Raw genomic sequence first — 13,350 nt, forward strand, 5'->3', positions numbered from 1 at the left:
ACTTTCGAAATCGCGTCGTCCACGACATGTGGCTTTCGGACCCAGTCAGAAGCGACTGGGAGCCGCCTCGATGGAACACCTTCCACCGTTTGAACGACTTGCAGGAGAGTTACAACACGGCGACTTCCCAAGACCTCACGACCGTTGTTGACACTCACACCCATCTGACGCGAACCTGCGTGCGCATTTCCGGCCTCTTCATGGCACTTCATGCAACCTGGCCGCTCAGTCGCGACCTGGTGAGGAAGGCACCGGGCGAAGACGACTTCGCGCGATACGTCGCCCTCATGACAGACCGCTTCGTTCTCCACGCCAATGGAGACTTCGACATCACCTGAGCGATGCCTCTGCCCCCACGGGCCCGCTGTGGAATGACCCAGATCACCGCGCCACAACTCGCTGCTCGGTCAGAACAGAGCTGATTTCATCGATTCCCTGGGAGCCGATCTCAACCCTGATCGGTCAGCCACCCAAACGCATCGCGTCTCACGTCCTCTGGGATGTCGAGGATGTCCAGGCTCGTCACGATCAATGCGTGGAGTGCGACGACCCAACTGCGTGCGAGTTCAGCATTGTCGCCCGCTGATAGCGAGAGGCTGGGAATGAGGTGCGCTCGATGAAGCGGATTGCGGCACCGTTCCATGGCGTGCAGTTCGACGGACCACCACTCTGAGTGCGCGACGCCGCTCTCCAGTTGGTATGCGTGCCGGTACAGATCGATCAAACCGGACTCCTCAGCCATCTGACGAAGGCTCTTTCCATCTGCGAAGGTGCTGCTGATGTCAACCGCGCGATAGTCGAAGATGTCGTCGTTATGGCTGACTTCGCGCAAACGGTCCACGGACTCGCTGTGCCCGTTTATGCGCAGGCTTGTGGGCAGTTCTTCGGCAATGAGGGCATAGAGCTTGGCCTTCCCCGCGCCGTACGACTTGTACTTGGAGTAGATGGAGGCTTGATCCTGCTGATACATCCATGCAAGGAGGATGCGGTTCTCGACGAGTGTGCGACCGACATGCGCCCCATGTTCTGAGCACCAGAGGTCGGGCGCACTGAGTGCGGCAGCAACGTCACGCCCAGCTTTCATCACCAGTCCGGTGTTGACCTCTTCACGGTCCGGGTCATACAGGCGCGACGGACTTTTGTCGATCGCTTCGACGTAATTCGACAGAAGATCCAGCGCACGCTCCCGGAGTGTCGACCCGGAAAGTTTGTCATCTTCCGCGGTTGCGGAGTCGGTCGATGCGTCGGCCACTTCATCTTGCGATGCCGGCTGGTCTGCTTCCGGAGCATCCTTCTTGCGAATGCACGGTGTCGTCATCGAGTTGACCCCCCAGAATATCTTGGCCCATTTGACGGCATGCTCGTACTTGCCGGGATCGAAAGCCTCCTGAGCGCCTTTCGACGCACCCCATGACGCCCGCACGACGGTGTCGGCCTGCGCCCGCTTCTCGAAGTTCGTCGGGTAGTCGTGAAGAAGATCAATCGTCGTGTGATCTGTACTGAACGTGCCAGCCTGGACGGCGGCCCAGATCGAAATGCACTTGATGACGGCCTCGCGATGCCCATCGGTCATGCAGTCATAAACTGCCTTCACGAGCAAATTTCCGCCGACATTCGTCAGCACGCTTGGATCGGACGACCCCAGGACCTGTCCGGGCCGTTCCGGGTACAACCGTAGTGCCTCGGTCACGGTGTCACTGAGCAGGCCAAACTTACGCGCGTGAGTTCGAACGGACTCAGCAATATCGGGAACCGCATCAATCAGTCGGTCTAGGCTTGTCATCCGACCGTCGAGACCGCTAGCAAGGTCGCTTCGATTCGCGTCGGGAAATTCGTCAAGAAGCGCCCGCTGCCATCGCACGAAATTCTCACCAGCTGACGTCCCGTTCTCCGCCAGTACGAGCGCCGGCCAGAGAAGGTCGGGCAAGTCATCGCGGACCCAATCTCCAATGCTGAGTGCTCCTGTCGCCATGAGCGGTGACGAGAAGACCCGCTTGCGTCGTACATGCCCGGCTAAGGGGCCAGACTTCACATTGGGTCGGGGGACGGTCACAATGCACGATGCTATTCCCGGCCGCCGACAGTTCGTCGGACATGACGGGCGCTTGACCCGCCGATCCGCGACGACGGATGCGTCGATCTCTCAACCTCTAGGGCTTCCGTGAACTTGAGCGGTCGATTGACGCACCGCCATGCCGTCAGGTGCTCCGGGTCGGACCGTCCGCGAGAATCCCTTCGTCAATGCTTCCGCGGATGACGCCTCTGAGCTGTCGGATGAAATGCTCAGCGTCGCTGGTGAATTGCCACAACGAGACGTCATGAGTCATGGATGGGCGACTTCTAACTCGTCTGTGGCGGTCATAGTCCCCGTGAAGGAGCCCTCCGTAGATCAGGTCTTCGATAATCTCCGGCGCGATGCGAGGCACACCTGAGCCCTCATCTACCCTGATCGCAAGACCGAGTCCTCGGAATCCCTCGCGGTATCCCTCCACGTTCTGGACAAGGGACTGATCTGTTAAGCACCGTTCGACTGCGTCGAGCACGGTAGGCACGTAGACGTGGTCCGACTTCGTCAGCATGAACTTTCGCAGTGCCATCGCGCGGACGACGCGAGGCCAATGATCGGGCGCCGGTTCCGGGGACAAGGGGACGAGTTGTAGATCCATGTCGACCACGGGAAGTGCGACTGCCAAGTCGTCATATTGGTCCGCCAGGTCACAGAACAACACGAGTCGGGCGAAGTCGCTTGGTGGGCCGCTCACGTCACCCACCCTAATGATCCTAAACGGCTACGTGGCTGCATCACGATTGCGCGAATACAGGTTCCAAGCTCGCGGGGGGATCGACGCGACCGCCCAGGTCGCTAGGTTCTCGCGTACTGAACCGGTCAGTCGCGGCTGGACGCCGCGATGGCATCCCCGATGCCGTACGCGCCTATCTCGAGGAGCTTGTCGAGGACATCGAGCAACGCTGCTCGTTCTGCAGGAGACTTCGACTGTGCCAGGCCGCGCACGACCAGATCGCTGACGTACATGGTGTCGCCTGCGGCCGCGGTGCTCATGTCGCCAGCCTCGGCACCAAAGACGTTGATGAACTGCTGTGCCGCCTTGAGGGCGAGGTCGTCGACCCGGTCGGGAGCGTGCTGGAGGGTGATGAACAGCTGCGGGGTCGCTTCACCGTACGCTGGGGAGGCGATGAGGTCGCTCAGTAGCGCAGCAAATGGTCGCAGCGCGTTGTCCCGGAGGCGGCCGGCGATCCTAGCGACAGCCTCGAGTACCTCGGGCTCGGGGTCGTGCATCAACTTCTGGAGCGTTTCGATGGCTAAAGCCTGGTTGGACGTCGTGTTGATGTTGTTCGCGCACGCCGATGCAACACCGCTTCGTACCTCGGCGTCGAGGGTCAGCGCTCGCGTGAGCAGATCGTGCAGAGCCCACTCGAGCGCGGCGTACCCAGCGAGCTCACCGCCGACGCTCCTGACGTTGGCCTCCTCGGAGTCGAGCATCCGGGTGATGACGGGCTCGATGACCTCTGGGTTGATGGTGCCGATTGCCTGCATCAGCCGCGCGACGTGAGGCGCTGCCAGAAGGGTGTCGTCGGTGTCGATGAGGACGTTGAACGCTGCGATGGCGTCCGGTCGGGCGTTTCGTAGCGACGCGCCGATGGTGTGGGCGACGCACGCGCGGACCGACCTGACCGGGTCGGCGGCGAGATCTGCGAGGTGTGGGCGGACGAGTTCCGTGCGCTCGCCGGCCGACTCGCGGATGATGAGGTCGCCGAGCATTTCAGCGAGGGCGCCCCGGGCGGTGTTGATGCCGTTCTCGTGAAGGTCGGCGATCTGGTTACCGTCTGCGACCTGCCGGGTGATGCGGGGGTCGTCGTCGTCTGGGTCAGAGCCGTGCAGCGCACGATGGAGGATGAGCTCTACGAGGTCGAGTGGCACGGCTCGCTGGTGCCGTTGCAGGGCCCACCCGAGCCAGCGGTCAGTCTCAGGTTGCTCGAACGCACCGAGGTGGCGCACGGCGTCGAACAGCACCTCCAGATCCGCAGGTAAGAACTCGGACTCGCCTAGTCCCATCAGCATGGTGCTGGTGTAGGCATCGTCGAGGGCCGGGGTCATCGAGAGCGCCAGGCGTCCGAAGCGGACCGGGTCGGCGGCGATGTGTTCGCGGAACACTGAAGAAAGCTCACGGGAGCCGCCAACACCGGTGTCCCAGTTGGTTACGTCGGCGTTGTGCTTGGCCACCGCCTGTAGCCACTGCTCGTCGGTCATCAGTTCGGCAGCCTTGGAGCTGATGGGGGATGCGACCCCGCCGCCGGTCATGCCGGTCGGGGCGGGCGGTTCGTTCTCCTCGAACTTACGCCTGTACTCGCCGAGCCGCCGGGTGCCTTCGGGACTCAGGCGCGCCTCGTCGAGCGCAGAGAGGAACATGAATGCCGTACTCCCGCGGGTCCGGGACTTCTCGTACGGGTTCTTAAGGTCGCGGAACGCCACCTCGAGTTGACGGTGCTTCTCGTCATCGACGTGCGGAGCGATGGAGCGGAGCAGCTCGCGCGCCACCCACCTACCCCCACTGAACGAGTACCCGCTCTTGTGCCGGGCGCCGCCTTGAAGGAGAAGGTCGGCGGCCCAGTCAGCGAACACAACCGCCCCGGCTGTCATGGCGCGGTACAGCAGGTACTGCGACGACTCGTACGGGTCCGTCTCGAGCACCTCCAGCCACGGTCGAACGGTCTCCGGTTCGTTCGTGGCGAGATGCTCCAGCGCCAGCGCGGTGGCCTCCGCAAGCGCGTCGTCGAACTCACGGTCGAACATTGAGGAGCCCGCCATCCGGTGTGAAAAGTGCTCGTCGCGGACCAAGCCGTCATCGGCAGCTGGCCGAGCCGTCGCTGCCATCACCGTCCGCATGTACGGCAACGCCATCTCGACGAACGCGAGCGGCTCAGCGGCTGCGCTGTCGCGCACGATCTCGGAGACGTAGTGGTCGCGATCCTGCAGCGCAGCCACTTGCCCGAACTCATCGAGGGCCAGAGCGTCCGGGCGGCCGACCAGGTACGCGTTCAGGAGCTCGATGGCCCACAGCGGCTGGCTCTCCCCGATCTGGTGGACACTGATCCACAACTCGCGGTCGGGGCCGTCGTACATCCCGGCCCGGACCCCAGCGAGGAGGAGGTCGAACATGTCCCGGCTTGACTCGACGTCGCCGAAACGGACCGTCCACCTCAACCAACCGGGATAGTCCGGGGCACTCTGCCGGCTCTTGAGTAGTCCTGCGACTGACGCCGGGTCGTCGCGCACCTGGGAACCCATGAACAGCGCACCTAGGTCCCTGTTCTTGGCGTCGGGCCCGTCGAGCCACCCCTCGAGGATGCCGTCGGCGCTGAATCGGGTGAACCACTGTGGGCGTCGGAACTGCTGCCAGAGCCGCTCGATGTAAGAAGGCCCGGTGGCCGCGACCCGCAGGACCATCGCGGCCTCTTCGGCGGTCGGGGCTGGCAGGCTCGCGATGACGGCGATGACGGTGTCCTTGACGTGGAACCGGACGCTTTCACGTACCAGGAGCGCCTCGCACTCCTCAAGGAACCGGTCGTGGTCACGTTCATGCAGGTACTGCAAGATCTGGCGAACTTGAGCACGCCGGAACAGTTCCTGCTCCCGATGGCTCAAGAACTCCACCAGGGACTCGGACCGCAGGACCCACTGTCGTGCGAACGCGTAGTCGAAGAACGCCTCGTGGAAGAAAGCCACGCGGCCGCCGTCCTCGGCGAGAACGTGCTCGGAGATGAGGATGTGGGCGTCCCGGTTGAGCTCTCCGGTGTCGAGCACCTCGATCGGCACCGACAGCGTCTGCCGGTCGCTCGCGGCGGTAGCGACCCGCTCGACCACCTCGTTGAACCGCACGTTCCGTTCCTGAAGCGTCTGCCGTTTCCGATTCCAGAACGCCTCGAACAGCGACCCACGGGAACGGAACGCCAGCGCATCCGGCTGCGAAGCGACCCCGGAGAGCAGGACGAGGTGCAACGGGCGGCGCAGCAGGCGACGCTGACCGGGAGTCAACACGGTCGGGTCGAGCCCCATGCGTGAAATGGCCCCGTCCACAGCCGCGTCGAGGAAGTCACCCACCTCGACCCGCGTGACGTGATGCCGCGACGTCAGTGACGCGATGCGGTGGTCGTTGTCCAAGTCGAACCCACGGCATGCGAGGACCACCGACACGTTCGGAAGCAGCAGCGCCTCCTCGACCAGGTCGGCGACTGCGTCGAAGTTCTCCGGCATTCGCCCAGAAGCCAAGCTGACCGCGTCCAACTGGTCGACCAGCAGGTACCCGTGCCCGTTGCCCGCAACCAGCGACAGCGCCGCAACGGGCGACATGCCCAGACCGAGCTCGTCACTCAGTGCTGCGGTCGTGGCGAAGGCGCCGAGACGATCCAACCGGAAGGCTAGGACGGTGCCTCCGGCCTCCTCAAGCGCGGAAGCTGTCTGCTCGAGCACCGCCGACTTTCCATCGCCCGCGGTCCCGACCAGCAAGCTGAACCTGCCGTTGTTCATTGAATCGGCGAGCTCAGTCGCCTCGTCCCGAGAAATCGGCGGGTCCAGAAGTTCGCGCCGAACGCTGCGCCGCCAACGAGCGGTGACGCCCGCTACCTTCGTCTGGACCGAGGATCGCGAACCGGCAGGCCGGCGGCAAATTCCGTGCGGCTCGAGCGCAGCCAGAAAGTCGTCGCCGTTCACCGAGTGACCCATGTTCGAGTCGAGAACGTCACCCAGAGCCAAGGTCATCAAGTGCCCGGTTGCCCCGGTCAGCATCATCTCCGCAATGAGCGCGTTGTCCTTGCGGGTGATGCGCTCCTGATGCACCTCGAAGAACATGCCGCGCAACGTCGCATACGCGGTCTTCTCGCTTCCCAACACCGTTGTCGCGGTCAGGTCGTCGAAAGCTTGGCGCAACTCCTTGCTCGTTTCCAACGCCTGGTTGAAGCTGGCAAGGTCCGAGGCACTCCGTGCCCGGTCGCTCAACTCGACGAGCGGACCGCACGAGGTCATCGAGATGAAGTAGAAATCGCGGCCAGCAGCAACGTGGTCCGCGGCGGCCTTGAACACACCCCTGCTCGCGAGCACCGGGATGGTCCACGCCGGGTTGGTGCTGTACTGACGCTTCACCTGGTGAACCTGAATTGCAGCACCCTCAACGAAAGTGAACTCTGACCCCTTCGCGAGCTCAGGGTCGAGCTCCTCCAGGGTCATCGCACGGGTGTCGCTCTGCAAGCAGTAGAGGGCATGACGGACCGCCCAGATCCCCTCGTAGCGGTTCCCCATCTTGTCCGCTGCGCCGCCCGGCATCGGTGCCAACTGCCCGTCCCCTTCTCGCGTCGGCTCGCACCACCGACTCGACCTGCAACCCGAACCCTTCCAGAACACAGTGACAGGTCAAGTGGGAACTCGACCGTCGAGCGTTCGTGCGGCGCGCAGAGGTCGCGTTCTCGCCTAGTCGGTTTCCGTCGGTCCCGGGAGGAGTTGCGTCATAGTGGGCGAAATGACCCATGTCGCTGCGACCAAACATGACTTACTGAAAGTCCCGACTCCGGTGCGGATACACAACCTCAATCCGCTCGAGCTTGTCGGCCACGAGGTTGGTGACGCCGTCGTTGCGCTCGAGGCGGCCGCGGATGACCATGCCGGCCGAGGTGCGAGCGATGACGCGGTACTTGGTCCACATCGACTGTGAGCAGACGACGTTGAGCATGCCGGTCTCGTCCTCGAGGTTGAGGAACGTGACGCCGCTGGCGGTGCCGGGGCGTTGGCGGTGGGTGATGAGACCGCCCACGCGCACGCGAGTGGCGTGCTCGACGCGGGCCAACGCCTCGATGGAGTGGATGCCGGCCGCGTCGAGGCGGGGACGCAGGTGCTCGACCGGGTGTCTGTCCGGCGAGATGTGGGTGGCCCACAAGTCGGCCGTGGTGATCTCGACATCGCTCATGCCCGGCAACATGGGCGGCGGCGCCTGCACCTGCGTGCCCTCGAGCTGGTCGGCGCGCTCGACGTAGCCGGCGTTCCACAACGCCTGGCGGCGACTCAGCCCGAAGGCGTCGAACGTGCCCGCCGTGGCCAGCGCCTCCATCTGCGCGACTGTGAGCTCGGCCCGGCGCGACACGTCGGCCATGTCGACGAACGGGCGCTCCGCTCGCGCGGCCACCACACGCTCGGCGGCCTCGAGCCCCATGCCCTGCACCTCGTCGAGCCCCAGCCGCACCGCGAACCGGCCGTCGCGGCGGTGCTCCGGCGTGGGATCAGGCGTGCCGGGCACGAACTTGCCCGGGTGCGGCTGCTCGAACGACAGGCACGAGTCGAGGCCGGTGGGCCCGGGTTCGGCATCGGGCAACAGCTCGAGATCGGCCTGGGCTCGCGAGTGCATGACGTCGGGTCGCAGCACACGCACCCCGTGGCGTCGGGCGTCGCCGACCAACGACTGCGGCGAGTAGAAACCCATGGGCTGGTTGCGCAGCAACGCCGCGAGGAACGCACCCGGATAGTGCAGCTTGAGCCAGCTGCTGGCGTACACCAGCAGCGCGAAGCTGAGCGCGTGGCTCTCGGCGAAGCCGAAGTTGGCGAACGACTGGATCTTCAGGTAGATCGCGTCGGACTCCTCCTGGTTCAGCCCGTGCCGCGCCATGCCGGCGTACAGCTGGGTGCGCAGCTTCTCGATGCGCTCGATGCCGCGCTTGGACCCCATGGCTCGGCGCAGCAGGTCGGCGTCGTCACCAGAGCAGTCGCCGATCGCGATGGCCATCTGCATCAGCTGCTCCTGGAACAGCGGCACCCCCTTGGTGCGCTCGAGCACCGGCTCGAGCACCGGATGCGGATACGTGATGGGTTCTTGTCCCGTGGCCCGCCGGATGTACGGGTGCACCGCCCCACCCTGGATGGGACCGGGCCGGATCAGCGCGATCTCGACCGCCAGGTCGTAGTACTCGCGCGGCTGCAACCGCGGCAGCGTGCCGATCTGGGCGCGACTCTCGACCTGGAACACCCCGATCGAGTCAGCCCGGCACAGCATGTCGAACACCCCCGCCTCGTCGGCCGGGATGGTGTGCAGCTCCCACCGCTCGCCGGTGTGCTCGGCCACGATCCGCAGCGCGTGGTCGATGGCGCCGAGCATGCCGAGGCCCAGCAGGTCGAACTTGACCAGCCCCATGTACTCGCTGGCGTCCTTGTCCCACTGCACGATGGTGCGCTTGTCCATGCGACCGCGCTCGATCGGCACGACCTCGCCGATGGGTCGTTCGGTGAGGATCATGCCGCCGGAGTGGATGCCCAGGTGGCGTGGCGACCCGATCAGCTGCTCGGCCAGCTCGACCACCGGGTCGGGTGCCTCGCAGACCTCGCGGTCGATGGACCGGCCCCACCCGTCGATCTGCTTGCTCCACGCATCCTGCTGTCCGACCGAGTGCCCCAGCGCCTTGGCGGCGTCGCGGATCGCCGACCGGGGCCGGTACGTGATGACATTGGCGACCTGCGCCGCGTTGTGCCGCCCATAGGTGTCATAGACCCACTGGATCACCTCCTCGCGACGCGCGGAGTCAAAATCGACGTCGATGTCTGGCTCCTCCTCGCGCGTGGTGGCCAGGAACCGCGCGAACGGCAGGTCGTACCGGATCGAGTCGACCGCCGTGATGCCCAGGGCGTAGCAGAGCGCGGAGTTGGCCGAGGATCCCCGACCCTGACAGAGGATGCCGCGCTGGCGGGCGAACTGCACGATGTCGTGCACGATCAGGAAGTAGCCCGGAAAGTCCTTGGCCTCGATGACCGCCAGCTCGGCCTCGATGCGCTCGCGCGCCGCCTCGCGGTTGTGCCCGTAGCGCTGCTCGATGCCCCGATCGGCCAGCACCCGCAACCAGCTCATGGCCGTGTGACCGGCGGGGATGCCCCGGCGCGGGAGGCGCGGCGTGGCGGCGCGCAGGTCGAAGGTGCAGGCCTCGGCGATCTCGACGCTGCGTGCCACCGCCCCGGGATACCGGGCGAACCGTGCCTGCATCTCGGCGCCCGATCGCAGGTGCGCAGCCCCCGAGGCCGGCAGCCACCCGTCGACCTCGGCCAGGCTGCGACGGGCCCGGACCGCCGACAGCGCTGCGGCCAACCGGTGGTCGGAGGGCCGGGCGTGGTGGACGTTGTTGGTGGCCACCACCGGCAGCCCGTGGTCGGCGGCCAACCGTGCCAGCAGGTCGTTGGTGGCCGAGTCGCGCGGATGGCCGTGGTCGGTCAGCTCGACGACGACGGAGTCGAGGCCGAAACGAGACGTGAGGTCGTCGAGCGCCGCGGCCGCCGCCACCGGTCCCCCGCTCGCCAGCGCCTGGCGCACCGATCCTTTACGGCACCCGGTCAGCACCACCCAGTGACCCCGGCCGCGCTCGCCCAGCTCGTCGAGATCGTGGTCGGGGCGACCCTTCTCATCGCCGCGCAGGTGCGCGTCGGTCATGGCCGCGGCCAGGCGGTGATAGCCCTCGACGCCCCGGGCCAGCACCAGCAGGTGCGAACCCTCGGGATCGGCGATGCCGTTCTGGGGCCGGGTGAGTCCCAACGACAGCTCGGCGCCGTGCACCGTGTGCAGCGGACGGTTCTCCGTGGCGTGCTCGGCCGCCGCCTCGGCGAACAGCGGCGCACCCGCGAAGCCGTCGTGATCGGTGACCGCGAGCCCGGCCAACCCCAGCCGCACCGCCTCGGTGACCAGCGCCGCCGGATCGCTGGCGCCGTCGAGGAACGAGTACGAGCTGTGACAGTGCAGCTCGGCATAGGGCACCACCGGACCGGTCGGCCCCTGCACCGAAGGCGCCTCGTACTCGATGCGCCGCTGGCTGATGGGCACATCGCCGGGATCGGGGCGCCCCGACAACCTCCGCTCCAGCTCGCGCCACGAGATGTCGGGGTTGTTCCAGCCCATTACCTCTGGCCCATCAGTCGTACCTCGTCAGTCATATTGGGCTTCGGTGTGCCACTGGCCGTTCTCGACGATCATGAGCCAGGCGCTGCCGTCGACGCCGACGACCTGGAAACGCGCGATGCGCCGCGCGGCAGCCTGGTCCCACCACTGGTCGTCGACCGGCCACGGACCGGCCCACGACGCGACCGGCAGCCACTCCGACCCCACGGCCGGCCGGAACCGGGCGAGGTCACCGGTGACGACACCGCGACCCGTGACCCCGACCGAGCTGCCCTCGGCGCCCACGACCCACGCCTCCTGCGGACGCTCGAACACCGTGGCCGGCGCCGGTGGTGGCACCTGACCGGGCCACGGCGAGACCGCCGCTCGCGCTGCGACCGACTTCTCGCCCCACGGCACCAGCAGATGCCGCTCGGCCGGGCCTCGGCCTCCCTGCACCGCGACCGACACGACCGACTCGTGACCCACCAACCCCTGCACCCGCGCCACACCGCGCTCGACCTGCTCGTCGAGACCGCCGCCGAAGAGACTGTCGGCGTGATCGCCCAACGGTTCGACGACCTCGGGCACCAGGCGCACCGCGTCGACCGGAGCGCCCACGGCGCCCCGCTCTCCAGGTCGTTCTGGCGCCAGCTGCCACCGCACCCGGTCGACCAGGTCGGTGGCGCTGAACCAGCGCGGGTGCACCCACCGGCGTGTGCTGGCCACCGAGCCGTCGGTGTCGATCTCGATGCGCACCGCCGTGCACACCGCGGCACGGTCGGCGAGAGCGGTCACGAACGACTCAGCCGTGGTGCGCAGGCTGAAGGCGATCTGGTCGATGCGGTCCAGCGGCGGCTCGAAGGCCACCGTGGCCGTGAGCTCGGGCGGCACGGTGCGCCGGCTGACGCCGCGTCCCGCCTGGCCCGACGACAGCCGGTGCAGCAGCGCGCCGTGCGACCCGAAACGGGTGTGCACGTCGGCAGCCGGCAGCGCCGCGAAATGGCCCAGCGTGGTCAGGCCCATGCGGCGCAGCAGGCTGACGGTGCTGCTCTGCGCGCCATCGCCGCCGGTGTCGAGGACGTCGATCGGCAGGTCGCGCAGGAACGCGGCCGATCCGCCGGCCGGAACCACCACGCTGTCCTGCGCCGGCGCGCGCCGAGCCGCCTGCTCGGCGACGAACAGGCCGTCGGCCACCCCGATGCGGATGTCCCAGACCCCGAGCGCGACCAACCGTTCGGCGATGACGGCCCCGGCCTCGGCCTCGCCGCCGTAGAACCGACTGGGCACGTGCAACGCGCACAGGCCCGGTCGCAGCGGAGCCACCCCGGGGGTGAGCTGCTCGAGCTCGAGGAGGATCTCCTCGAAGGCCCGTGCGTCGGCGTCGGGCTGGTGGTCGTGCAGCACGAGGTCGGGACACCGGGACTGCGCGTCGCGGCGCCGCATGCCGCGACGCACACCCTCGGCCCGGGCCGACTGCGAGCACGCCAACACCGCCCCCTTGGACAGCACCGCGACCGGGCCACCGCCCGCTCCCAACTGAGCAGCGACCGACACGACCGGCCAGTCGGGCGCCCACAGCACCAGCGTGCGACTCATCCGACACCTCGCAGCGGCACGGGGACCTCGACCGGAGCCGTCTCGACGCGCCGGACCACCTGGTCGACGTCGGGCAACCACAGGCGCCGGGTCGCGGCCACCGAGGCTCTACTCATTGCGCCCGAGCCCGGCGCGCCCCGATGCACCTCGACCGTGGCCTGCCGTGCCTGCAGGTGACCGTGCCCGCGCCCCACCCCGGTCCAGCGGACGTCGGTGAGCGACAACCGCGCGTCGGCACGAGGCCAGCTGCCCCGCACCAGCAGGACGCCACCGCGCTTGCGCAGACGCGCGGCGACGCGGCTGGCGTCAGTCTCGCTGACCCCTGTTCGACTGGCCGAAGCAGGCGGCGAGACGACGACCACGCCCAGCACGTCGATGAGGGCGGCGGTGACCTCGAGCCAGGAATCTTGCGGATCGGGGACCAGCACGCACCGGTCGAGACGAACCCCCAGCGCGCCCAACGCCTCCAGGCCCCACACCGAGGAACCCACCACGCCGCACCACGCACCCTCGCCCGACGGGCCGGCCATCAGCAGGCCGGTGAGGGTGGCGGAGTCGGTGGTGTAGATTCCGCCGGTCTGCAGCTGCACCAACCCCGACAGGGCTGGATGGGTGGCCACCGGCTGAGCCGCCGGACGTCCCTCGAGGCGCTGCACACGCTCGCGCAGCTCAGCCAGGGACGGGGATGTGGTCACTCCTCATCATCGAACACCTGTTCGAACAAAGTCAACATCGACGTCCACCCCGTGTGTCATGTATCAGGACACCGGTGACAGTTCTGTATCAGGACATCGGTGACACTGTGGGCGGTCTTGGTGGTGACACTTGGTCCGCGAGG

General features: G+C 66.9%; 6 protein-coding genes. 1 reads left to right on the forward strand and 5 read right to left on the reverse strand.

The genetic code is table 11. The annotated features are described in order from the left end of the window. The coding region (locus ACHAA3_RS00005; RefSeq protein WP_435706872.1) for a hypothetical protein at window positions 1-338 on the forward strand (338 nt) is incomplete at its 5' end. Between the two features lie 110 nt (window positions 339-448). Here ACHAA3_RS00005 and ACHAA3_RS00010 read toward each other — a convergent pair. From ACHAA3_RS00010 to ACHAA3_RS00030, 5 genes are all read right to left on the reverse strand, one after another. Then, window positions 449-1,972, reverse strand: coding sequence for a DUF5677 domain-containing protein (locus ACHAA3_RS00010; RefSeq protein WP_435706873.1), 1,524 nt, complete (start codon window positions 1,970-1,972; stop codon window positions 449-451). Between the two features lie 915 nt (window positions 1,973-2,887). Beyond that, window positions 2,888-7,159, reverse strand: a complete 4,272-nt coding sequence (locus tag ACHAA3_RS00015; protein WP_435706874.1) for a hypothetical protein — start codon at window positions 7,157-7,159, stop codon at window positions 2,888-2,890. A gap of 403 nt (window positions 7,160-7,562) precedes the next feature. Further along, window positions 7,563-10,934 (reverse strand): error-prone DNA polymerase, encoded by a 3,372-nt coding sequence (locus tag ACHAA3_RS00020; protein WP_435706875.1) that lies wholly within the window; start codon window positions 10,932-10,934, stop codon window positions 7,563-7,565. Between the two features lie 27 nt (window positions 10,935-10,961). Next, window positions 10,962-12,512, reverse strand: a complete 1,551-nt coding sequence (locus ACHAA3_RS00025) for a DNA polymerase Y family protein (RefSeq protein ID WP_435706876.1) — start codon at window positions 12,510-12,512, stop codon at window positions 10,962-10,964. After that, window positions 12,509-13,207, reverse strand: coding sequence for a hypothetical protein (locus ACHAA3_RS00030; RefSeq protein ID WP_435706877.1), 699 nt, complete (start codon window positions 13,205-13,207; stop codon window positions 12,509-12,511). The genes ACHAA3_RS00025 and ACHAA3_RS00030 overlap by 4 nt, the downstream gene beginning before the upstream one ends. Window positions 13,208-13,350 lie beyond the last annotated feature (143 nt).

Origin of the sequence: Aeromicrobium sp. CF3.5 (assembly GCF_051262695.1) — a bacterium.
In the GTDB taxonomy this organism is placed as follows: domain Bacteria; phylum Actinomycetota; class Actinomycetes; order Propionibacteriales; family Nocardioidaceae; genus Aeromicrobium.

What these genes read in the sequence shown, in the direction of transcription:
- ACHAA3_RS00010 (WP_435706873.1), bottom strand. Translation starts at nt 1,972, where the DNA reads ATGGCGACAGGAGCACTCAGCATTGGAGATTGGGTCCGCGATGACTTG.
- ACHAA3_RS00020 (WP_435706875.1), bottom strand. Translation starts at nt 10,934, where the DNA reads ATGGGCTGGAACAACCCCGACATCTCGTGGCGCGAGCTGGAGCGGAGG.
- ACHAA3_RS00025 (WP_435706876.1), bottom strand. Translation starts at nt 12,512, where the DNA reads ATGAGTCGCACGCTGGTGCTGTGGGCGCCCGACTGGCCGGTCGTGTCG.